Source organism: Mesorhizobium sp. M0870 (assembly GCF_040319775.1).
In the GTDB taxonomy this organism is placed as follows: Bacteria; Pseudomonadota; Alphaproteobacteria; order Rhizobiales; family Rhizobiaceae; genus Mesorhizobium.
Window position 1 is genome coordinate 36,815 of sequence record NZ_JAMYOI010000032.1, and the last position, 22,010, is coordinate 58,824.

19 protein-coding genes are annotated in these 22,010 nt (G+C 63.0%); 18 read left to right on the forward strand and 1 reads right to left on the reverse strand.

The annotated features are described in order from the left end of the window. Positions 1–8 precede the first annotated feature (8 nt). From nuoF to NKH97_RS28155, 18 genes are all read left to right on the forward strand, one after another. Positions 9–1,313: an NADH-quinone oxidoreductase subunit NuoF gene (gene nuoF / locus NKH97_RS28070; protein ID WP_023812385.1), complete on the forward strand. Its 1,305-nt coding sequence runs from the start codon at positions 9–11 to the stop codon at positions 1,311–1,313. Positions 1,314–1,383: 70 nt separating this feature from the next. Next, positions 1,384–2,073, forward strand: coding sequence for a helix-hairpin-helix domain-containing protein (locus NKH97_RS28075; protein ID WP_352799208.1), 690 nt, complete (start codon positions 1,384–1,386; stop codon positions 2,071–2,073). Positions 2,074–2,146: 73 nt separating this feature from the next. Further along, complete coding sequence (gene nuoG / locus NKH97_RS28080; RefSeq protein ID WP_128304421.1) at positions 2,147–4,228, forward strand: NADH-quinone oxidoreductase subunit NuoG; 2,082 nt, start codon at positions 2,147–2,149, stop codon at positions 4,226–4,228. A 2-nt stretch (positions 4,229–4,230) separates the two neighbouring features. Then, a complete protein-coding gene (gene nuoH / locus NKH97_RS28085) occupies positions 4,231–5,274 on the forward strand; it encodes an NADH-quinone oxidoreductase subunit NuoH (RefSeq protein WP_023812383.1) in 1,044 nt (347 codons plus the stop codon). Continuing rightward, entirely contained in the window at positions 5,274–5,765 is a 492-nt protein-coding gene (nuoI, locus tag NKH97_RS28090) for an NADH-quinone oxidoreductase subunit NuoI (protein WP_023812382.1), read from the forward strand. The genes nuoH and nuoI overlap by 1 nt, the downstream gene beginning before the upstream one ends. A 240-nt stretch (positions 5,766–6,005) precedes the next feature. Further along, a complete protein-coding gene (locus tag NKH97_RS28095) occupies positions 6,006–6,626 on the forward strand; it encodes an NADH-quinone oxidoreductase subunit J (protein ID WP_023812381.1) in 621 nt (206 codons plus the stop codon). Between the two features lies 1 nt (position 6,627). Further along, positions 6,628–6,936: an NADH-quinone oxidoreductase subunit NuoK gene (nuoK, locus tag NKH97_RS28100; RefSeq protein WP_010910101.1), complete on the forward strand. Its 309-nt coding sequence runs from the start codon at positions 6,628–6,630 to the stop codon at positions 6,934–6,936. A 10-nt stretch (positions 6,937–6,946) separates the two neighbouring features. Then, a complete protein-coding gene (nuoL, locus tag NKH97_RS28105; RefSeq protein ID WP_023812380.1) occupies positions 6,947–8,920 on the forward strand; it encodes an NADH-quinone oxidoreductase subunit L in 1,974 nt (657 codons plus the stop codon). Beyond that, entirely contained in the window at positions 8,920–10,425 is a 1,506-nt protein-coding gene (locus NKH97_RS28110; RefSeq protein WP_023812379.1) for an NADH-quinone oxidoreductase subunit M, read from the forward strand. The genes nuoL and NKH97_RS28110 overlap by 1 nt, the downstream gene beginning before the upstream one ends. Before the next feature lie 18 nt (positions 10,426–10,443). Beyond that, positions 10,444–11,880 (forward strand): NADH-quinone oxidoreductase subunit NuoN, encoded by a 1,437-nt coding sequence (nuoN, locus tag NKH97_RS28115; RefSeq protein ID WP_352751314.1) that lies wholly within the window; start codon positions 10,444–10,446, stop codon positions 11,878–11,880. Positions 11,881–11,885: 5 nt separating this feature from the next. Then, positions 11,886–12,707, forward strand: a complete 822-nt coding sequence (locus tag NKH97_RS28120; protein WP_352751316.1) for a biotin--[acetyl-CoA-carboxylase] ligase — start codon at positions 11,886–11,888, stop codon at positions 12,705–12,707. Positions 12,708–12,825: 118 nt separating this feature from the next. Further along, the gene (locus tag NKH97_RS28125) at positions 12,826–14,496 is read left to right on the forward strand and encodes a ribonuclease J (RefSeq protein ID WP_127267199.1); all 1,671 of its coding nucleotides are present in this window, start codon (positions 12,826–12,828) and stop codon (positions 14,494–14,496) included. Positions 14,497–14,606: 110 nt separating this feature from the next. Then, positions 14,607–15,011: a methylmalonyl-CoA epimerase gene (gene mce, locus NKH97_RS28130; RefSeq protein ID WP_128304418.1), complete on the forward strand. Its 405-nt coding sequence runs from the start codon at positions 14,607–14,609 to the stop codon at positions 15,009–15,011. After that, positions 15,008–15,292: a DUF1467 family protein gene (locus tag NKH97_RS28135; RefSeq protein ID WP_023812375.1), complete on the forward strand. Its 285-nt coding sequence runs from the start codon at positions 15,008–15,010 to the stop codon at positions 15,290–15,292. The genes mce and NKH97_RS28135 overlap by 4 nt, the downstream gene beginning before the upstream one ends. A 654-nt stretch (positions 15,293–15,946) precedes the next feature. Next, complete coding sequence (gene proS / locus NKH97_RS28140) at positions 15,947–17,275, forward strand: proline--tRNA ligase (RefSeq protein ID WP_352799209.1); 1,329 nt, start codon at positions 15,947–15,949, stop codon at positions 17,273–17,275. Beyond that, positions 17,272–18,558 (forward strand): lipoprotein-releasing ABC transporter permease subunit, encoded by a 1,287-nt coding sequence (locus NKH97_RS28145; protein ID WP_127293254.1) that lies wholly within the window; start codon positions 17,272–17,274, stop codon positions 18,556–18,558. Before proS ends, NKH97_RS28145 begins: the two co-directional genes overlap by 4 nt. Next, positions 18,510–19,238 (forward strand): ABC transporter ATP-binding protein, encoded by a 729-nt coding sequence (locus NKH97_RS28150; RefSeq protein ID WP_206535279.1) that lies wholly within the window; start codon positions 18,510–18,512, stop codon positions 19,236–19,238. Before NKH97_RS28145 ends, NKH97_RS28150 begins: the two co-directional genes overlap by 49 nt. Positions 19,239–19,838: 600 nt before the next feature. Next, complete coding sequence (locus tag NKH97_RS28155; protein WP_352799210.1) at positions 19,839–21,089, forward strand: site-2 protease family protein; 1,251 nt, start codon at positions 19,839–19,841, stop codon at positions 21,087–21,089. Between the two features lie 21 nt (positions 21,090–21,110). Here the strand turns inward: NKH97_RS28155 and lipB are convergent, their stop codons facing one another. Beyond that, entirely contained in the window at positions 21,111–21,854 is a 744-nt protein-coding gene (gene lipB, locus NKH97_RS28160; RefSeq protein WP_352799211.1) for a lipoyl(octanoyl) transferase LipB, read from the reverse strand. Positions 21,855–22,010: the final 156 nt, after the last annotated feature.

A 22,010-nucleotide genomic window follows, 5' to 3' on the forward strand; every position in this document is an offset into this window, starting at 1 on the left:
GACGAAAAATGCTCGGGGATAAAGACCGCATCTTCACCAATATCTACGGCCTGTTCGACAAGTCCTTGGCCGGCGCGATGGCGCGCGGCGCCTGGGACAACACGCCCGGCATCGTTGCCAAGGGGCGCGAGTGGATCGTCAACGAGATGAAGGCGTCGGGCCTGCGCGGCCGCGGCGGCGCCGGCTTCCCGACCGGGCTCAAATGGTCGTTCATGCCCAAGCAGAGCGACGGCCGGCCGAGCTATCTCGTCATCAACGCCGACGAATCCGAGCCCGGCACTTGCAAGGACCGCGACATCCTGCGCAACGACCCCCATACGCTGGTCGAGGGCGCGCTGCTTGCCGGTTTCGCCATGGGCGCGATTGCCGCCTACATCTATGTGCGCGGCGAGTTCATCCGCGAGCGCGAGGCGCTGCAGCGCGCGATCGAGGAGGCCTACGAGGCCAAGCTGATCGGCAAGAACAACACCTCCGGCTATGATTTCGACATCTACATGCACCACGGCGCCGGCGCCTATATCTGCGGCGAGGAGACAGCGCTCCTCGAAAGCCTCGAAGGCAAGAAGGGCCAGCCCCGGCTGAAGCCGCCATTCCCTGCCAATGTCGGCCTCTATGGCTGCCCGACCACGGTCAACAATGTCGAATCGATCGCGGTTGCGCCGACCATCCTGCGCCGCGGTGCGGCCTGGTTCTCGTCCTTCGGCCGGCCCAACAATGTCGGCACCAAGCTGTTTTGCATCTCCGGCCATGTCAACAATCCGTGCACGGTCGAGGAGGCGATGTCGATCCCGTTCCGCGAGCTCATCGAGACGCATTGCGGCGGCATTCGCGGCGGCTGGGACAATCTTTTGGCGGTCATACCGGGTGGCGCCTCGGTGCCGCTGGTGCCGGCCGAGCAGATCATCGACGCGCCGATGGATTTCGACGCCTTGCGCGACCTCAAATCCGGGCTTGGAACCGCGGCTGTCATCGTCATGGACAAGTCGACCGATGTCGTGAAGGCGATTGCGCGGCTTTCCTACTTCTACAAGCACGAGAGCTGCGGCCAGTGCACGCCATGCCGCGAAGGCACCGGCTGGATGTGGCGGGTGATGGAACGGCTGGTGCGCGGCGAGGCGCAGAAGCGCGAGATCGATATGCTGCTCGACGTCACCAAGCAGATCGAGGGCCATACGATCTGCGCGCTGGGTGACGCGGCGGCATGGCCGATCCAGGGCCTGATGCGGCATTTCCGCGGCGAAGTGGAGCGGCGCATCGACGAGTTTTCGCGCAATGCGCACCGGGCCGAGCCTGTGATGGTGGCGGCGGAATAGAAGAATGTATACGCGGACGAAAGTCCGCAGCGAAGGGCGGGGCGAACGAAGAAACGACCAGGAGAACTCTATGGCGCCGTATTCGAACCCGCTGATGCCCAATTTGGACCAGATCGAGAAGATGAACCAAGACTTGACCAGGATGATGCCGAAGGAGATGGCCAGCGCCGTCAACCTTTTCGTGCATCCTGTGGCGGGTGCGGCGGCGATGTCGGCGCTTGGCCTCGGGCTCGCCAACCATGCTTTCGGCGTCTGGCTGGGTGCGCTTTCAGGTGCCGCAGAAGCCTCGCAGCGGCTGCTGCAGCCGATCGTCGATGATTTCGAGGCGCGCGTCGCGCAGTTCGAAGATCCAAGTCCTTCCTCCACCAAGGCACGGGCGACGGCGAAAAGCATGATTGCCGAGGCGCAGTCCTTCGCCCGGGAGGTCACCGATATTGCCGCCAAGGAAGCCGCCACTGCCGTGCCGGCCGCGAATGCCGCTCCGGCTGCGGGCGGCGCCGGCGATGCGCTGATGCCCGAGGATTTCAGGCAGCCCAACGCCATGGAGAAGCCGGCCAAACCGGCGGATCTCAAGGCCATCTCGGGCATCGGGCCGAAGCTGGAAAAGGTTCTCAACGGCCTCGGCATCTGGACGTATGCCCAGATCGCGGCATGGACGCCGCAAGAGGTTGCCTGGGTCGAGGACTATCTGTCGCTCGGCGGCCGCATCGGCCGCGACGATTGGACAGCCCAAGCGGCGGCGCTCGCCGTCAAGAAGTGAATGAAGTGCCCGACGTGGTCTCGACCGCGTCCGGAAAAAGAGATTGCGGGAACTCCGCAGGGGTTTGAGGCGAATGGCAAAGCTCAAGGTCGACGGGAAAGAGATCACTGTACCCGACCACTACACGCTGCTGCAGGCGGCTGAAGACGCTGGCGCGGAAGTGCCGCGCTTCTGCTTCCATGAGCGGCTGTCGATCGCCGGCAATTGCCGCATGTGCCTGATCGAGGTGAAGGGCGGGCCGCCCAAGCCCCAGGCCTCCTGCGCCATGAACGTGCGCGATCTGCGTCCCGGGCCGAATGGCGAGGCGCCGGAAATCTTCACCAACACGCCGATGGTCAAGAAGGCCAGGGAAGGCGTGATGGAGTTCCTGCTGATCAACCATCCGCTGGATTGCCCGATCTGCGATCAGGGCGGCGAATGCGACCTGCAGGACCAGGCGATGGCGTTCGGCGTCGATTCCTCGCGCTATCACGAGAACAAGCGCGCGGTCGAAGACAAATACATCGGACCGTTGGTGAAGACGGTGATGAACCGCTGCATCCACTGCACGCGCTGCGTCCGCTTCACCACCGAAGTCGCCGGCATTTCCGAACTGGGCCTGATCGGCCGTGGTGAGGATGCCGAGATCACCACCTATCTCGAACAGGCGATGACGTCGGAGCTGCAGGGCAATGTCATCGACCTTTGCCCGGTCGGCGCGCTGACCTCGAAGCCATTCGCCTTCCAGGCGCGGCCGTGGGAGCTGACCAAGACCGAATCCATCGACGTGATGGATGCGGTCGGCTCGGCGATCCGCGTCGATAGCCGGGGCCGCGAAGTGATGCGGATCCTGCCGCGCGTCAACGAGGCGGTGAACGAGGAGTGGATCTCCGACAAGACCCGCTTCATCTGGGACGGCCTGCGCACGCAGCGTCTCGACCGCCCCTATGTGCGCAAGGACGGCAGGCTGGTTGCCACCAGCTGGGCCGAGGCCTTCGCCGCGATCAAGGACGCGGTGTCGAAGACGGCGCCCGAAAAGATCGGCGCTATCGCGGGCGATCTCGCCGCCGTCGAGGAAACCTATGCGCTCAAGCTGCTGATGGCTTCGCTCGGCTCGAAGAATACGGATTGCCGCCAGGATGGCGCCGCACTCGACCCGGCGCTCGGCCGTGCGAGCTACATCTTCAACCCGACCATCGAAGGCATCGAGCAGGCCGATGCGGTGCTGATCATCGGCGCCAACCCGCGCTATGAAGCCTCGGTGCTCAACGCCCGTATCCGCAAGCGCTGGCGGACCGGCAATCTGCCGGTTGGCGTCATCGGCGATGTCGGCGACACACGCTACGACTACGAACAGCTGGGCGCCGGACCGGATTCGCTGAAGGATTTGGCTGACGGCAATGGCAAGTTCTTCCAGGTGCTGAAGAAGGCGACGCATCCGCTGATCATCGTCGGCCAGGGCGCGCTGGCGCGCGCCGATGGCGCGGCCGTGCTCGGTCAGGCGGCCAAGCTCGCCGCCGCCGTCAACGCTGCCCGCGCGGATTGGAACGGCTTTGCCGTGCTGCACAATGCGGCCGGGCGCGTCGGCGGTCTCGATCTCGGCTTCGTGCCGGGCGAGGGCGGCAGAAACGTTGCCGGCATGCTGGGCGAAATGGAGCTCCTGTTCCTGCTCGGCGCCGACGAGATCGACATGGCCAAGACCGGCGGCGCCTTCGTCGTCTATATCGGCACGCATGGCGATCAGGGCGCGCACCGCGCCAATGTCATCCTGCCGGCGGCCGCCTACACGGAAAAGTCGGCCACCTATGTCAACACCGAAGGGCGTGTGCAGCAGACCAACCGCGCCGGCTTCGCGCCGGGCGAGGCTCGCGAGGACTGGGCGATCCTGCGGGCACTGTCGGATGTGCTGGGCAAGAAACTGCCGTTCGATTCGCTGCCGCAACTGCGCGCCAAGCTCTATGGCGAATACCCGCATCTGGCCCGTATCGACCAGGTCGCGGCCGGCAATGCCGAGGACATCGCTGGGGTGGCGAAGCTCGGCGGGCGGCTGAACAAGGGCACCTTTACGTCGCCGGTGACGGATTTCTACCTGACCAACCCGATCGCGCGGGCATCGGCCGTGATGGCGGAATGCTCGGCACTGGCCAAGAGCGGCTTCAAGCAGGCGGCGGAATAAGCATGGACACTTTCTTCTCCTTCTACGTGCTGCCGGCGCTGATCATTCTGCTGAAATCGGTCGTGCTGATCGTTATCCTGCTGATTTTCGTCGCCTATATCCTCTATGCCGACCGCAAGATCTGGGCGGCGGTGCAACTGCGCCGTGGCCCGAACGTCGTCGGCCCCTGGGGCACGCTGCAAGCCTTCGCCGATCTGCTGAAATTCGTCTTCAAGGAGCCGGTCATCCCGTCCGGCGCCAACAAGGGCGTGTTCCTGCTGGCGCCGCTGGTCTCGGCCGTGCTGGCGATCTCGGCCTGGGCGGTCATCCCGGTCAATCAGGGCTGGGCGATCGCCAACGTCAATGTCGGCATCCTCTATGTCTTCGCCATCTCCTCGCTCGAGGTCTACGGCGTGATCATGGGCGGCTGGGCCTCCAACTCGAAATATCCGTTCCTCGGCGCGCTGCGTTCGGCGGCACAAATGGTGTCCTACGAAGTCTCGATCGGCTTCGTCATCGTCACTGTTCTGCTCACCGCCGGCTCGCTCAACCTGTCCGACATCGTGCTGTCGCAGCATGATGGAATTGGTACGCGGCTTGGCCTGCCCAATACGTTCCTCGACTGGAACTGGCTGGCGCTGTTCCCGATGTTCATCATCTTCTTCATCTCGGCGCTGGCCGAGACGAACCGCCCGCCCTTCGATCTGGTGGAAGCCGAATCGGAACTGGTCGCCGGCCACATGGTCGAATATTCGTCGACGCCGTTCCTGCTGTTCTTCCTCGGCGAGTATGTAGCCATCGTGCTGATGTGCGCGCTGGCCACCATCCTGTTCCTCGGCGGCTGGCTGCCTCCGTTCGACTTCGCGCCGTTCACCTGGGTGCCGGGCGTCATCTGGTTCGTGCTGAAAGTCTGCTTCGTGTTCTTCGGCATCTCCATGGTGAAAGCCTTCGTGCCGCGCTACCGCTACGACCAATTGATGCGGCTTGGCTGGAAAGTGTTCCTGCCGATCTCGCTGTTCATGGTGGTCGCCACCGCGGCCTTCCTCAAGATCACGGGGTTTGCGTGATGTCCGCTCTTTCCCAAGCCGCCAAATCGCTGCTGCTGCAGGATTTCGTCAGCGCTTTCTTCCTGTCGATGCGCCAGTTCTTCGCGCCGAAAGAGACGATCAATTATCCGCACGAGAAGGGGCCGACCAGTCCGCGCTTCCGCGGCGAGCATGCGCTGCGCCGCTATCCCAATGGCGAGGAACGCTGCATCGCCTGCAAATTGTGCGAGGCGATCTGCCCGGCGCAGGCCATCACCATCGAGGCCGGCCCGCGCCGCAATGACGGCACGCGCCGCACGGTTCGCTACGACATCGACATGGTGAAGTGCATTTATTGCGGCTTCTGCCAGGAAGCCTGCCCGGTCGACGCCATCGTCGAGGGGCCGAATTTCGAATTCGCGACGGAGACGCGCGAGGAACTCTACTACGACAAGGACAAGCTGTTGGCGAATGGCGACCGGTGGGAGCGCGAACTGGCGCGCAACATCTCGCTGGACTCGCCCTACCGCTGATATTTGACGCATGGACGGGGCAGGGGCCTCGTCCAGAGGATGATCCCGAAAAGTTGCGGACTTTTTCGGACCAGATCATGCTCCGGAATACAGAGTGGCCCATGTTTCTTTCGATCGGGCCTTTCAACCCGATCGGAACATGGGCTAGGACAACGCGGCTTTGGAACCGGAGGCGGAACCAGGCCAGAGACAACAAACAGGACGAGCGTCCTGTTCGTACAGGAACCCGGGGGATCCCCAATGTTGAGTGGACTAGAGGCGGCCTTTTTCTACCTCTTCGCCTTTGTCGCGGTGGCGTCGGCGTTCATGGTCATTTCGTCGCGCAACCCCGTGCATTCGGTGCTGTTCCTGATCCTGACCTTTTTCAACGCCGCCGGCCTGTTCATGCTGACCGGGGCCGAGTTCCTGGCGATGATCCTGCTCGTCGTCTATGTCGGCGCGGTGATGGTGCTGTTTCTGTTCGTCGTCATGATGCTCGACGTCGATTTCGCCGAGATGAAGGAAGGCGCCCTGCAATATGCGCCGATCGGCGCGCTGGTCGGGCTGATCCTGGCGGCGGAGCTGATCGTCGTTCTCGGCGGCTACACTTTCGCGCCGCAGCTCGCTTCGACGGTCTCCAAGCCCATTCCGGATCTCGCCACGCGGACCAACACCGCCGCGCTCGGCGACATCCTGTATACCGACTACCTCTACTACTTCCAGATTTCGGGCCTCATCCTGCTGGTCGCCATGATTGGCGCCATCGTGCTGACGCTGCGCCATAAGCCAGGCGTCAAGCGGCAGTCGATCGCGGCCCAGGTCGGCCGCACGCCGGCGACCGGCATGGAAATCCGCAAGGTCAAGACAGGCGAGGGACTCTGAGATGGTTGTCGGCATCGCACATTATCTGACCGTATCGGCTGTTCTGTTCACGCTCGGCGTGTTCGGCATCTTCCTGAACCGCAAGAACGTCATCGTCATCCTGATGTCGGTTGAACTGATCCTGCTGGCGGTCAACATCAATTTCGTCGCCTTTTCGGCGGCACTGGGCGATCTGGTCGGCCAGGTGTTCGCGCTGTTCGTGCTGACGGTAGCTGCGGCCGAGGCCGCCATCGGACTTGCCATTCTCGTCGTCTTCTTCCGCAACCGCGGCTCGATCGCGGTCGAAGACGTGAACATGATGAAGGGTTGACGGAACCACCATGTATCAGGCCATCGTCTTCCTTCCCCTGCTCGGCTTCCTGATCGTCGGCCTGTTCGGCACGTCGCTCGGCGCCAAGGCGTCCGAATACATCACCTCCGGTTTCCTGGTGATCGCGGCCGTGCTGTCGTGGGTCGCTTTCTTCACCGTCGGTTTCGGCCATGGCGAGGTGTTCACCGTGCCGGTGCTGCGCTGGATACAGTCGGGCGGACTGGAAGCGTCCTGGGCACTGCGGATCGACACGCTGACGGTGGTCATGCTGGTGGTGGTCAACACCGTCTCGGCGCTGGTCCACATCTATTCGATCGGCTACATGCACCACGATCCGAACCGGCCGCGCTTCTTCGCCTATCTGTCGCTGTTCACCTTCGCCATGCTGATGCTGGTGACGGCGGACAACCTCGTGCAGATGTTCTTTGGCTGGGAAGGCGTGGGGCTGGCGTCCTACCTGCTGATCGGCTTCTGGTACAAGAAGCCGTCGGCCAATGCCGCGGCAATCAAGGCCTTTGTCGTCAACCGCGTCGGCGATTTCGGCTTCGCACTCGGCATCTTCGGCGTGTTCGTGCTGTTCGGCTCGGTCAATCTGGGCACGATCTTCGCCAATGCGGCAACGTTCATTCCGGCCGAAGGCGCCCCGCACGGCGCCGCCGTGCTGACCTTCCTCGGCTATGCGCTGGACAAGCAGGCGGCCATGACGATCGTCTGCCTGCTGCTGTTCATGGGCGCCATGGGCAAGTCGGCGCAAGTGCCGCTGCACACCTGGCTGCCGGATGCCATGGAAGGCCCGACACCGGTTTCCGCGCTGATCCATGCCGCCACCATGGTGACGGCCGGCGTGTTCATGCTGGCACGGCTGTCGCCGCTGTTCGAACTCTCGCATTCGGCGCTGACTGTCGTGACCTTCATCGGTGCCTTCACGGCCTTCTTCGCGGCCACCGTCGGTCTCGTCCAGAACGACATCAAGCGCGTCATCGCCTACTCGACCTGCTCGCAGCTCGGCTACATGTTCGTGGCGCTCGGCGTCGGCGCCTATGGCGCGGCGATCTTCCACCTGTTCACGCATGCCTTCTTCAAGGCGCTGCTGTTCCTCGGCTCGGGCTCGGTCATCCATGCCGTGTCCGACGAGCAGGACATGCGCAAGATGGGCGGCCTCAGGAAACTGATCCCGACCACCTACTGGATGATGGTGATCGGCACGCTGGCGCTAACCGGCGTCGGCATTCCGGTGACGGTCATCGGCACCGCCGGCTTCTTCTCCAAGGACGCCATCATCGAGAGCGCCTTTGCCGGCCACAATTCGGTTGCCGGCATGGCCTTCGTGGCTCTGGTCGTCGCCGCTTGCTTCACCTCCTTCTACTCCTGGCGGCTGATCTTCATGACCTTCCACGGCAAGCCGCGGGCGAGCCATGAAGTGATGCACCACGTCCATGAATCGCCGCCTGTGATGCTGGTGCCGCTGTTCATCCTGGCCGCTGGCGCACTGTTTGCCGGCATCATCTTCCACCGCGCCTTCATCGGCGAGGGCTATGCCGAGTTCTGGAAGGCATCGCTGTTCACGCTGCCTGACAACCACATCCTGCACGACATCCACGAATTGCCGCTGTGGGTCGAACTGTCGCCCTTCATCGCCATGCTGATCGGCTTCGCGCTGGCCTGGAAATTCTACATCCGCTCGCCGGAAATGCCGGTCAACCTCGCCGCGCAGCATCGCGGGCTGTACGCCTTCCTGCTCAACAAGTGGTATTTCGACGAGCTCTACGACTTCCTGTTCGTGCGGCCCGCCAAGCGCCTCGGCCATTTCCTGTGGAAGACCGGCGACGGCACCATCATCGACGGCCTCGGCCCGGATGGCATTTCGGCGCGCGTCGTCGATGTCACCGACCGCGTCGTCAAGCTGCAGACCGGCTATCTCTACCACTACGCCTTCGCCATGCTGATCGGCGTTGCCGCACTCGTCACCTGGATGATGCTCTGATGACCGCCTGGCCAATCCTCTCGCTGGTCACCTTCCTGCCGCTGGTTGGTGTGCTGCTTATCCTGTTCATCAATGACGACAGCGAAAATGCACGCCGCAACATCCGCTCCATCGCGCTGTTGACGACGACGTTCACGTTCATCATCTCGCTGTTCATCTGGACCGGATTCGACAATTCGCAGTCCGGCTTCCAGTTCGTCGAGAAGGTCGCGTGGCTCGACTCCGGCATTTCCTACCATATGGGCGTCGACGGCATCTCGATGCTGTTCGTCATCCTGACGACGTTCCTGATGCCGCTGTGCATCCTGGCGTCGTGGGAATCGATCGAGAAGCGCGTGAAGGCCTACATGATTGCCTTCCTGCTGCTCGAAACGCTGATGATCGGCGTGTTCTGCGCGCTGGACATCGTGCTGTTCTACGTCTTCTTCGAAGCCGGCCTGATCCCGATGTTCATCATCATCGGCGTCTGGGGCGGCAAGCGGCGCGTCTACGCCTCGTTCAAGTTCTTCCTCTACACGCTCGCCGGCTCGGTGCTGATGCTGCTCGCCATCATGGCGATGTTCTTCCAGTCCGGCACAACCGACATCCCGACGCTGCTGACCCACAACTTCCCGGCCAACATGCAGACCTGGCTATGGCTTGCCTTCTTCGCCTCCTTCGCGGTGAAGATGCCAATGTGGCCGGTGCACACCTGGCTGCCCGATGCGCACGTCGAGGCGCCGACGGCGGGCTCCGTCATCCTGGCCGGCATCCTGTTGAAGATGGGGGGGTATGGCTTCCTGCGATTCTCCTTGCCGATGTTCCCGCTGGCGTCGGAAATGTTCGCGCCGCTGGTCTTCGCGCTGTCCGTCGTCGCCATCATCTACACCTCGCTGGTGGCGCTGATGCAGGAAGACATGAAGAAGCTGATCGCCTATTCGTCGGTTGCTCATATGGGCTTCGTCACCATGGGCATCTTCGCCATGAACCAGGAAGGCGTGCAGGGCGCGATTTTCCAGATGCTCAGCCACGGCCTCGTCTCCGGCGCGCTGTTCCTGTGCGTCGGCGTCATCTACGACCGCATGCACACACGTGAGATCGCCGCCTATGGCGGCCTGGTCAACAACATGCCGAAATACGCCACGGTGTTCCTGATCTTCACCATGGCCAATGTCGGCCTGCCCGGTACCAGCGGCTTCGTCGGCGAGTTCCTGACCATGCTGGGCGTGTTCCGGGTCAACACCTGGGTGGCGTTCTTCGCCGCCACCGGCGTCATCCTGTCGGCCGCCTACGCGCTCTGGCTCTACCGCCGGGTGATCTTCGGCGCACTGACCAAGGAGAGCCTGAAGGGCCTGCTCGATCTGTCGCCGCGCGAGAAGGTGATCATCTACCCGCTGGTCGTGCTGGTCATCTTCTTCGGCGTCTATCCCGCCCCGGTCTTCGACGCGACGGCCGAATCGGTCAAGTCGCTCGTCACCAATGTCACTGCATCCATCGGCGCCGCGCAGACCGCGGCGGCGAACTGACCAGAGGTTTTGCGAACCATGACGCCGGACCTTCTCTCCAGCCTGTCGCTCTCGACGCCAGAGCTGATCCTTGCCGTCGGCGCGCTGGCGCTGCTGATGGTCGGAGCCTATTCGCGCGCCAACACGGCCAACACGGTAACCGGCCTTGCGGTTGCCGTTCTGGCGATCGCGGGCGCCTGGCTGATCTTCCGGACCGGGCAGGGCAGCGCTTACGGCAATGCCTTCATCCAGGATTCCTTCGGCCGCTTCATGAAGGTGCTGGCGCTGATCGGTTCGGCGGTGACGCTGGTGATGTCGATGCGCTTCGCCAAGGCTGAACGCTTCGACAAGTTCGAATATCCGGTGCTGATCCTGCTCTGCACGCTCGGCATGATGCTGATGATCTCCGCCAATGGCATGATCGGCCTCTATCTCGGCCTCGAGCTGCAGTCGCTGGCGATCTACGTGCTGTGCGCGATCAACCGCGACAATCTGCGTTCGACTGAGGCTGGCCTCAAATATTTCGTCCTCGGCGCGCTGTCGTCGGGCATGCTGCTCTATGGCATCAGCCTGGTCTACGGCTACACCGGCAACACCGGCTTCCAGGAGATCGCTTCTGCGCTCGGCAGCGGCGAGCGCCAGCTCGGTCTCGTTTTCGGCCTCGTCTTCGTGCTGGCCGGCCTTGCCTTCAAGATCTCGGCGGTGCCGTTCCACATGTGGACGCCAGATGTCTATGAGGGCGCGCCGACACCGGTGACGGCCTTTTTGGCGGCAGCACCGAAGATGGCGGCGATGGCGCTGATGGTGCGCGTCACCATGGGTGCGTTCAAGCCGATCGCCTCCGACTGGCAGCAGATCATCGTCTTCATCTCGATCGCCTCGATGGCGCTTGGTGCTTTCGCCGCCATCGGCCAGACCAACATCAAACGGCTGATGGCCTATTCCTCGATCGGCCATATGGGCTATGCGCTGGTCGGCCTTGCCGCCAACAGCCAGGCCGGCGTGCGCGGCGTTGCCATCTACATGCTGATCTATCTGGTGATGACGCTCGGCACCTTCGCCTTCATCCTCGCCATGCGGCGCAAGGAAGGCAATGTCGAGCAGATCAGCGAGCTGGCCGGCCTGTCGTCGACCAATCCGATCATGGCGACGATCCTGACCATCCTGATGTTCTCGCTGGCCGGCATCCCGCCGCTCGCCGGCTTCTGGGGGAAATGGTACGTCTTCCTCGCCGCCATCAACGCCAATCTCTATGCGTTGGCGATCATCGGCGTGCTGGCCTCGGTGGTGGGCGCCTATTACTATTTGCGCATCATCAAGATCATGTGGTTCGACGAACCGGTCGGCGGCTTCGTGCCGATGGCGACGGAATTGCGTGTCGTGCTCGGCGTCTCCGGCGCCTTCGTGCTGTTCTACGTGCTGATCGGCGGGCCGATCGGCACCTATGCCGAAGCCGCCGCCAAGACGTTTTTCTAGTCGGCATGGCATTTCGGCTGGCTCCAACCTCGGCGTCGGATGGGTTCCGGCTCGAGGCGCATGAGAGCGTAGGCTCCACCAATGCGCTGGCACTGGACCACGCAAGGGCAGGCGACCCCGGCAAATTGTGGGTCGTTTCCAAGAAACAGGAAAGTGGGCGTGGCCGGCGCGGCCGCGTCTGGGCGACGCCAGAAGGCAACCTCGCGGCGACGCTACTGGTCATCACCAAGGCAGAGCTTCGCCTTGCCGCGACGCTGGGCTTCGTCGCCGGACTGGCGCTGGCCGATGCGCTCGACGCCGTGGTGCCGAAAGGCCGGATAGCCATCGGCCTCGACGGTGGCAGCGAAGGGAAAAACCGTTTCGAACTGAAATGGCCGAACGACGTGCTTGCCTCCGGCGCCAAGCTGGCCGGCATCCTGCTGGAATCGGCAATCCTGGAAGGCGGCCGTTTCGCGGTGGCGGTCGGAATCGGCGTCAATGTGGTGGCATACCCCGAGGATTTGCCCTATCCCGCAACATCACTCAGCGCGCTGGGCGCGGCATGCGATGCGGAAACACTGTTCCTGGCGCTGTCGGATGCCTGGAGCGAGAATGCCCGGTTGTGGGATGAGGGGCGCGGACTTGCCGCCGTCAGGCGTCGGTGGCTTGATCGTGCTGCGGGGCTTGGCAGCGAGGTTGCTGTCAGAATTGACGGTAATGTGGTGCGTGGGGTGTTTGAGACCATTGACGAGGACTGCCGTTTCGTGATCCGCGACGATGAAGGTTCGGTTCGGACGATCGCCGCCGGCGACGTGCATTTCGGCGCGGTCGCTTCGGCCAGGGCATAGGGCCGTTTATGCACCGTTCTAACTGTTTGTTTTTGCGCAACTCCGGTGGGAAAACCGTTACACACTTTTCCCGGAATTGCTTTTTGGGCTTGGCCTGAGGGCCAGGAAGGGAAAAATCATGGCGAAAGCGGAAACCGCCGAACTCGTCTTCGTGCCGCTCGGCGGCGTCGGCGAGATCGGCATGAACTTCGCTCTTTACGGCTACGGGCCGCCCAATGCGCGCGAATGGATCGTCATCGATGTCGGGGTGACCTTCCCCGATGCCAGCCTGCCGGGCGTCGACCTGGTGCTGCCCGACACGCGCTTCATCGAGGAGAACCTCGCCAATCTGCGCGGCATCATCATCACGCACGCGCATGAAGACCATTACGGCGCGCTGCTCGACACATGGCCGAAGCTGAAGGCGCCGGTCTGGATGACGCCGTTCAGCGCCGGCCTGCTGGAAGCCAAGCGGCAAGGCGAGCAGGGCGCGCCGAAAATACCGGTCACGATCTATCGGGCGGGCGAGAAATTCACCGTCGGCCCGTTCGAGATCGAAGCCATTCCGGTCGCGCACTCGATTCCCGAGCCGATGTCGCTGGCGATTACCTCGCCGGCCGGCACCGTCATCCATACCGGTGACTGGAAGATCGATCCGGAGCCGACGATTGGGCCGAAGACCGACGAGGCGCGTTTCCGGGCCTATGGCGACAAGGGCGTTCTGGCGCTGATCTGCGATTCGACCAATGCGCTGCGCGAAGGTGAGTCGCCTTCGGAAGTGGCTGTGGGCGAGGGCCTCAAAGGCGTCATCCAGGCTGCCAAGGGCCGTGTCGCCGTCACCACATTCTCCTCCAATGTCGGACGCATCGTCTCGATCGCCAAAGCGGCGCGCGATGCCGGACGCCAGTGTCTGGTGCTTGGCCGTTCGCTGAAGCGGGTCATCGATGTGGCCGGCGAACTCGGCTACATGGACGGTCTGCCGGAGTTCATCGCCGAGGAGGATTTTGGTTTCATCCCGCGCGAAAACCTGGTCATCATCTGCACCGGCAGCCAGGGCGAGCCGCTGGCCGCACTGGCCAAGCTGTCGCGCGAAGAGATGAAGTCGGTGTCACTGACGGCAGGCGACACGGTGGTGTTTTCCTCGCGTACCATTCCCGGCAACGAGAAGGCGATCCTCGAGATCAAGAACCGTCTCATCGACCTCGGCGTCAAGATCATAGAGGACGGCGATGCACTGGTGCATGTCTCCGGCCATCCGCGGCGCAGCGAATTGCGCAAGATGTATGAATGGGTGCGCCCGCAGATCGGCGTTCCCGTGCATGGCGAGGCGGCACATCTGGTGGCGCAGGGCTCGCTGATGTCGACATCGGGCATCGGCCAGGTGGCGCAGGTGCGCGACGGCGACATGCTCAGGCTTGCTCCCGGCCCAGCCACCATCATGGATCAGGTGCCGTTCGGCCGTATCTACAAGGATGGCAGACTGATCGGCACCGATCAGGCGATGGGCATCCGTGACCGGCGCAAGCTGTCCTTTGCCGGCCACGTGGCGGTCAATGTCGTGTTGGACGACAAATATGAGCTTGCCGGCGACCCCGACCTGGTCGCCATCGGCGTCGCCGAGGCCGATGGCCGTGGCGAGTCGCTGGAAGACTTGATGATCGATGCGGCAATCGGCGCGGTGGACTCGATCCCCCGTCAGCGCCGAAAAGACCTCGACCTGGTGCAAGAAGCAGTGCGGCGCGCCGTGCGCGGCGCCGCCAACGAAGCCTGGGGCAAGAAGCCGCTGGTGACTGTATTCGTCACAAGGTGACGAAAGGGAGTAGGGGAGTAGGGGAGTAGGGGAGTAGGAAGAGCAAACAGCTGACATACCTGTCTTTTCCCTTACTCCCGTATTCCCATACTCCCTACTTGGGAGTGCCAATGCTCGGACGACTGAACCATGTCGCGCTTGCCGTGCCGGATCTGGCTGCTGCCGTCGCTGCCTATCGCAACACGCTCGGCGCGGAAGTGACGGCGCCGCAGGCGCTGCCGGAGCATGGGGTGACGGTGGTGTTCGTCAATGTCGGCAACACCAAGATCGAACTTCTGGAGCCCTTGGGCGAGGGGTCGCCGATCGCCGCCTTCCTGGAGAAGAATCCTTCCGGCGGCATGCACCATCTTTGCTACGAGGTCGATGACATCCTGGCCGCGCGCGATCAGCTCAAGGCCGCCGGCGCCCGCGTGCTGGGCGACGGCAATCCGAAGATCGGCGCGCACGGCAAGCCGGTGCTGTTCCTGCATCCGAAGGATTTTTTCGGAACGCTGATCGAACTGGAGCAATCATGAGCTGGGTTTCGTTCACCGCCCTGTTTTTCGCGACCTGGTGGGTGGTGCTGTTCGCCGTGCTGCCGTTCAGCGTGAGGACGCAGGACGACGATCGTGACGTGACGCTCGGCACGGTTCCGAGCGCGCCGCGCGGACCTCACATGCTGCGCGCCGTGATCCGGACCACCATCGCCACCGCGATCCTGATGGGCATTTTCTATGGCCTGACGCATGGGCTGGGATACAGCCTCAACGACATCCCGCACATCGTGCCGGAATTCAGCCAAACCCCAGCCAAATAGCCGGTCCCGGCCCAAGAAGATTTGTCCGGCAAAGACGTTTTCATCCGTCGGAACAGCTTGGTTCCAGACAGGAATGCCGTGCCGTTTTGCGGCCGGGCGAGCGCTGACGCTAGGTAAGGTGGTTTGGCAACGCATTGCGCTAAGCAGATGATTGCACAAAAAAAATGCAAGGCACGAGGCCTTGCAATTTAAACGCGTCCGATCTGTTTCCGGTTTCCGGCGGCAGCGAGTAACCGCGCCTAGATCGCATCCTCCCAAGACTTTGACCGCGTAGGAGAGCAGATTTTTTTCTACCCTCTCGGTTATCGAGGTACATTAGCCTAAGGCGAATGACAATGTCACGAAGAATTTTGCCTTGAAACGGGCATTCTCGTGCTGCACTGCACAATAGTGTGGCAGGCGTTGCTTGGCGAACGATCATCAAGACGCGCGCGGTGACCGGGAGGCCTTGCGGCGCCGTGGGTCTTCTGGGCGGGCGAAGGACGGTGCGACGCTTCTGATCCCGGCTATCCCGTGCTTTTTGAAAATCGATTGCCGCTTTTCGGGCCGAAGCGTCCGGGTTCCCATTCCGCCTTGAAATGGCTATGAAGCCGGGTCAAGCAAGCCAAAGTCGCGCCGATTCTGACGCGACCCTCCTCACTCACGGACCAGTCCATGCGTTTGTCGCGCTATTTCCTGCCTATCCTCAAAGAAAACCCGCGCGAGGCCGAGATCGTCTCGCACCGGCTGATGCTGCGCGCCGGCATGATCCGCCAGCAGGGGCAGGGCAGTTTCTCGTGGCTGCCACTCGGCAAGCGGGTGCTGGACAAGGTCTGCCGCATCATCCGTGAGGAGCAGAATCGCGCCGGTGCGCTGGAAATCCTGATGCCGACCATCCAGTCGGCCGATCTGTGGCGCGAAAGCGGCCGCTATGACGACTACGGCAAGGAGATGCTGCGCATCAAGGACCGGCAGGACCGCGACATGCTCTACGGCCCGACCAATGAGGAAGTGGTCACCGAGATCGTCCGCGCCTATGTCAAATCCTACAAGGACCTGCCGCTCAATCTCTACCACATCCAGTGGAAGTTCCGCGACGAAGTGCGGCCGCGCTTCGGCGTCATGCGTTCGCGCGAATTCCTGATGAAGGACGCCTATTCTTTCGACCTCGACTTCGAGGGCGCCAGGGCGGCCTACAACAGGATGTTCGTGTCCTATCTCCGGACTTTTACGCGCATGGGGCTGCAGGCAATACCGATGCGGGCCGATACCGGGCCGATCGGCGGCGATCTCAGCCATGAATTCATCATCCTGGCCGACACCGGCGAGAGCCAGGTCTACTGCCACCGCGACTATCTTTCGCTCGATGTGCCCGGAGAGAAGACCGACTTCGCCAATGCCGCCGAGATCAGCGATATCGTCAAGACTTGGACGACACCCTACGCGGCCACCGACGAGATGCATGACGAGGCGGCGTGGGAGAAGATCGGCGAGCGCGACAAGGTTTCGGCGCGCGGCATCGAGGTCGGCCACATCTTCCATTTCGGCGATAAATATTCGAAGCCCATGGGCGCCAAGGTGACCGGGCCCGACGGCAAGGATCATTTCGTCTCCGGAGGCTCCTACGGCATCGGTCCGTCGCGGCTGGTCGCTGCGATCATCGAAGCCAGCCATGACGACAACGGCATCATCTGGCCGGAGGCGGTGGCGCCGTTCGACATCGGGCTGATCAACATGAAGGCGGGCGACGCCGAGTGCGACCGCGTCTGCGACGAACTGCATGCCGTTTTCGTCGCCGCCGGCAAGGACGTGCTCTACGACGACACCGATCAGCGGCCCGGCGGCAAGTTCGCCACCGCCGATCTGATCGGCCTTCCCTGGCAAGTGATCGTCGGCCCGCGCGGTGTCGCCGCCGGCGAGATCGAGATCAAGAATCGCAAGACCGGCGAGCGCGAGACGCTGCCGATCGCAGACGTGAAAAAGCGCTTCGGTGTCGCCGCATGAGCGAGGCGGTGGCGGCAAGACCGGTCGGCGCCGGACCCTTTTCCATCTTCGAGCGCATGGTTGCCTGGCGCTATCTGCGTTCGCGGCGCAAGGAGACGGTGATCTCCGTGATCGCCTCGATCTCCTTCCTCGGCATCATGCTGGGCGTCGCCACGCTGATCGTGGTCATGGCGGTGATGAACGGTTTCAGGGCGGAGCTTTTGACGCGCATCCTCGGCGTCAACGGCCACCTGATCGTGCAGCCGCTCGATTCGCCGTTGGAGGACTATGCGCAGGTCGCCAGCCGCATCAACGGTGTAGCAGGCGTCAAATACGCCATCCCGCTGATCGATGGCCAGGTGCTTGCGCAAGGCAATGTCGGCGGCGGAACCGGAGCGCTGGTGCGCGGCATACGCGGCGAGGATCTGAGCAAGATCGCCATCGTTGCCAGCAACATCAAGCAGGGTTCGATCGCCGATTTCGACTCTGGCGAGGGGGTTGCCATCGGCAAGCGCATGGCCGAGAATCTCGGCCTGACGCTTGGCGATACCATCACCTTGATTTCGCCCGACGGCGACGTGACGCCGATCGGCACCACGCCGCGCATGAAGGGCTACAAGATCGCGGCGATCTTCGAAGTCGGCATGTCCGAATATGACACCTCCATCGTCTACATGCCGTTTTCCGAAGCGCAGCTCTATTTCAACATGGATGGGCGGGCGCAGACGATCGAGATCTATGTCGACAATCCAGACGATGTCGATGCGCTGAAACCGAAGGTGGAGGCGGCGGCGCAGCGGCCGATCGACATGGTCGACTGGCGCCAGCGCAACGAGACCTTCTTCTCCGCCCTGCAGGTCGAGCGCAACGTCATGTTCATGATCCTGACGCTGATCGTGCTGGTGGCGGCGCTGAACATCATCTCCGGCCTGATCATGCTGGTGAAGGACAAGGGCCACGACATCGCCATCCTGCGCACCATGGGGGCTTCGCGCGGCGCCATCCTGCGCATCTTCCTGATGACGGGTGCGGCGATCGGCGTGACCGGCACGCTTGCCGGTGTGCTGCTCGGCGTGCTGATCTGCACCAACATCGAATCCATCCGCCAGTTCTTCTCATGGATGACCGGCAAGGTGCTGTTCAATCCTGAACTCTATTTCCTCAGCCAGTTGCCGGCGAAGATGGATCCACGCGAGACCACCTATGTCGTCCTGATGGCGCTCGGCCTGTCCTTCCTGGCAACGGTGTTTCCGGCATGGCGCGCCGCGCGTCTCGATCCGGTCGAAGCCTTGAGGTACGAGTAGTGGCCGAGGTCATTATCGAGCTGAAGAGCGTCGAGCGGCACTATGTCCAGGGGCCGCGCAAGCTCACCATCCTGAACGGCGCCGATTTCTCGCTGAAGCGCGGTGAGATGGTGGCGCTGGTGGCGCCGTCGGGCACCGGCAAGTCGACGCTGCTGCACACCGCCGGCCTGCTGGAGCGTCCCGACGCCGGCGACGTCATCCTGGCCGGCCGTGCCTGCGGGCGGCTCTCCGACGACGAGCGCACGGCGATCCGCCGCAACGATGTCGGCTTCGTCTACCAGTTCCATCATCTGCTGCCGGAATTCTCGGCGCTGGAAAACATCATGATGCCGCAGCTCATCAAAGGGCTCAGCCGGAAGGACGCGGCCGAGCGCGCGGCGCAGCTGCTCGATTACATGCAGATCGGCAAACGCGCGTCGCACCGGCCGTCCGAACTCTCCGGCGGCGAGCAGCAGCGCGTCGCCATCGCGCGCGCGGTCGCCAATGCGCCGCTGGTGCTGCTGGCGGACGAGCCGACCGGCAATCTCGATCCGGTCACCGCGTCTTATGTGTTCGAGGCGCTGGCGGCGCTGGTCAAGCAATCGGGCCTTGCGGCGCTGATTGCCACCCACAATCACGAACTGGCATCGCGCATGGACCGGCGCGTCACCCTGGCCGACGGCAAAGTGGTGCCGCTTTAGTCTCCGATGTCGTCATCCTAGGGCGGAGCTCCGCGGAGCGGAGCGTAGACCCTAGGATCCATGCCGTTACTTTCGAGACAAATGCAGGGGTCGAGGATATGCGACCTTTATCAGAGCGATAATTCTGCACCGTAGCATCGCCCCAAGGTCACGGCATGGATCCTAGGGTCTGTGCGCGTCGCTCCGCTCCTTGCTCCGCCCTAGGATGACGAAGCAATGGGTGTATTGGCTAATCGCAAAGGCTGCGATCTCACCACGTAGCACCGTCCGACGCCCATCAACCTTTTCTTAACCCTGCCGATCTGATCGCCGCAAAAATCCGGATGCGGGCGGATCGTGCCCGTTGACTTTGAGACAAAATTAGAACAAAATGCGAACATATCAACAACAGGAGAGAGTTATGACCGATCTGGTTCAGGATGTCATCTCACTGGTTTGCATGAGCACGTTCCTTGTTTCCATGGCGATCTGGATCGGAGCCATGTGATTTGGCGGCGTTCGCCGTCGCTGTTCCCGCACGGTCGAAGGCCGTTCCGCCGTTAAGCTTTTCTTGCCGTCGCGGCGTTAGGGTGCCCCGGCAAGACAGGGAGCAACGTCCAGGTGTCGCCCATCGTCACGGCCATTCTGGTGGCAAGCAATCTCGGGCTAATCTTTCTCTTGATGACCGTGCCGCTGGGTCTGCGCACGATCCGGTTGACTCGTCTGGTGGCGATGGACCGGCAGCGCCTCTGGCAGGCGCTGTGGCCGCTCGGCAGCGATGCCGGCTGGTCCGGTGAGATCCTTTCCGCCGAGGCGCCGGACGGCGAGGGCGTGGCCCGCATCACGCTGTCGTGGGAAGGTCGCGACGGCAAGCCGATCGAACGCAAGTCGCGGTTTGAGGACGTCGTCGAAGGTATCAGCTTCTCGATGCGCGTCATCGAGGACACCGCGCTCGACGCTTCATTCTGGAAGGATTTTCGCGAGACCACTGAGCTCGTTTCCGAGGGCAACGGCACGCGGGTGACGCTCAGCCAGACCGATCGCTATCGCGGCGTTGCCTTCCTGGTGTTCCGCTATTTCGCCATGCGCCGCGAGCTTGGCAAACTGCAGCGCTGGGCGCGGACCGGGCAGTATCGCAAGGGCGGCTGGTTCGAGCATCCGTTGAGCCAGGTCGGTTTCGCCGGGCTTTCGGCGCTGATCCTGTGGCCATTCTTCGGCCTTCACTTCGGCGGCCTGGCACTGGCCGCGATCCTCACATCGGTGGTCGCCCTGCATGAGCTTGGCCATATGGCGGCGTTTCGGCTTATGGGCCACAACCGGGCACGGATGATCTTCATTCCGCTGCTCGGCGGCATCGCCATTGGCGGGCGGCCCTATGACAGCCGTTTCGAAGTCGCCTTCGTGGCGCTGATGGGCGCCGGCTTCTCCGCATTCCTGGTGCCGATCGCTATCGCCGCCAGCACCTTTGCCGGCGCTGAAGGACATCGGCTGGCGGCGGCGCTGCTGGCGACACTGGCGGGCTTCGCCGCCCTGTTCAACATCGCCAATCTGGTGCCGGTGTGGAAATTCGACGGCGGTCAGGTGCTGCGCCAGATCTGTCCGGGACCGGTCGCGTTGGCGCTGGCTTCCTTCTTCCTGCTCTCGGCTTTCCTGGCCGTGGGTTGGCAGGCCGGCTTTTCCTCCAACTTCCTGCTCGCGACGGGAGCGGTGTTTTCGATCCTCAGCCTGCTGACGATGAGCAGCGGAATAAAGCCGCGTCACGAGCTGAAGCCGATCCGCACCATCGACCGCTTCGCCATGGCGGCAGCGTTGCTGGCGGTATTCGCCATTCATGGATACGGCGTCTTGTGGGCCTCCGCTCAGCTAATTTGAGCCGTACCGGATCAGCAGAAATCAACCAGCCTTGCGCTCGGCTTCGACAGACAAGACCGTGGCGGGACCGAACACATCCTCGAAGGCGGATTTCAGCGCCAGGTCAAGATCGGCCATGGTCAGGGGAAGGCCGAGGTCGACGAGGCTGGTGACGCCGTGGTCCTGCACGCCGCAAGGCACGATGCCGCTGAAATGGTCGAGATCGGGCTCGACATTGATGGCGATGCCGTGGAAGCTCACCCAACGCCGCAGCCGAATGCCTATGGCCGCGATCTTGTCCTCGGCCGGCGAGCCGTCCGGCAAAGCAGGGCGGTTCGGCCGCACGACCCAGACGCCGACCCGGTCCTCGCGGCGCTCGCCCCGCACATTGAAGGCGGCCAGCGTGCCGATGATCCACTGTTCGAGCGCCGCGACGAAGGCGCGGACGTCCTCGCGCCGCCGCTTCAGGTCAAGCATGACATAGGCGACCCGCTGGCCCGGCCCATGATAGGTGTATTCGCCGCCGCGGCCGGCCGCGAACACCGGGAAGCGGTTGGCGTCGATCAGGTCCTCGCCGCGGGCGCTGGTGCCGGCCGTGTAGAGCGGCGGGTGTTCGACCAGCCAGACCATCTCGCCGGCGGCCCCGCTGCGGATCGCCTCGGCGCGCGCCTCCATGAAGGCAAGTGCTTCGGGATAGGCGGTAAGGCCGGGCTCGATCAGCCATTCGACCGGTGCTGAACCGGGGAGCGGCAGGAACGACGTGGCGATCTGGCTGCGTTCGGGCATGGCGTATCGTCTTTTCGCTTATGCATGTCGCGTCCCAAAACCGCCTCGCACCTTTGGGTGACATCAACTTGCCTTCCATATGGCGATATCAGGCGCAAACGTCCAGTTCCGACGCTGCGTTCGGACCCTGTGGAGCATTATGCCAATCGCCTGACA

Bases quoted from the DNA above. Each gene is read 5' to 3' on its own strand.
- NKH97_RS28150 (WP_206535279.1), top strand. From the start codon at position 18,510: ATGGCGCGCCGCGCGTCTCGATCCGGTCGAAGCCTTGAGGTACGAGTA.
- lipB (WP_352799211.1), bottom strand. From the start codon at position 21,854: ATGCCCGAACGCAGCCAGATCGCCACGTCGTTCCTGCCGCTCCCCGGT.
- nuoK (WP_010910101.1), top strand. From the start codon at position 6,628: ATGGTTGTCGGCATCGCACATTATCTGACCGTATCGGCTGTTCTGTTC.
- nuoI (WP_023812382.1), top strand. From the start codon at position 5,274: ATGTCCGCTCTTTCCCAAGCCGCCAAATCGCTGCTGCTGCAGGATTTC.
- NKH97_RS28095 (WP_023812381.1), top strand. From the start codon at position 6,006: ATGTTGAGTGGACTAGAGGCGGCCTTTTTCTACCTCTTCGCCTTTGTC.
- nuoF (WP_023812385.1), top strand. From the start codon at position 9: ATGCTCGGGGATAAAGACCGCATCTTCACCAATATCTACGGCCTGTTC.
- nuoG (WP_128304421.1), top strand. From the start codon at position 2,147: ATGGCAAAGCTCAAGGTCGACGGGAAAGAGATCACTGTACCCGACCAC.
- NKH97_RS28120 (WP_352751316.1), top strand. From the start codon at position 11,886: ATGGCATTTCGGCTGGCTCCAACCTCGGCGTCGGATGGGTTCCGGCTC.
- mce (WP_128304418.1), top strand. From the start codon at position 14,607: ATGCTCGGACGACTGAACCATGTCGCGCTTGCCGTGCCGGATCTGGCT.
- NKH97_RS28075 (WP_352799208.1), top strand. From the start codon at position 1,384: ATGGCGCCGTATTCGAACCCGCTGATGCCCAATTTGGACCAGATCGAG.
- nuoH (WP_023812383.1), top strand. From the start codon at position 4,231: ATGGACACTTTCTTCTCCTTCTACGTGCTGCCGGCGCTGATCATTCTG.
- nuoL (WP_023812380.1), top strand. From the start codon at position 6,947: ATGTATCAGGCCATCGTCTTCCTTCCCCTGCTCGGCTTCCTGATCGTC.
- proS (WP_352799209.1), top strand. From the start codon at position 15,947: ATGCGTTTGTCGCGCTATTTCCTGCCTATCCTCAAAGAAAACCCGCGC.
- nuoN (WP_352751314.1), top strand. From the start codon at position 10,444: ATGACGCCGGACCTTCTCTCCAGCCTGTCGCTCTCGACGCCAGAGCTG.
- NKH97_RS28135 (WP_023812375.1), top strand. From the start codon at position 15,008: ATGAGCTGGGTTTCGTTCACCGCCCTGTTTTTCGCGACCTGGTGGGTG.
- NKH97_RS28125 (WP_127267199.1), top strand. From the start codon at position 12,826: ATGGCGAAAGCGGAAACCGCCGAACTCGTCTTCGTGCCGCTCGGCGGC.
- NKH97_RS28110 (WP_023812379.1), top strand. From the start codon at position 8,920: ATGACCGCCTGGCCAATCCTCTCGCTGGTCACCTTCCTGCCGCTGGTT.
- NKH97_RS28145 (WP_127293254.1), top strand. From the start codon at position 17,272: ATGAGCGAGGCGGTGGCGGCAAGACCGGTCGGCGCCGGACCCTTTTCC.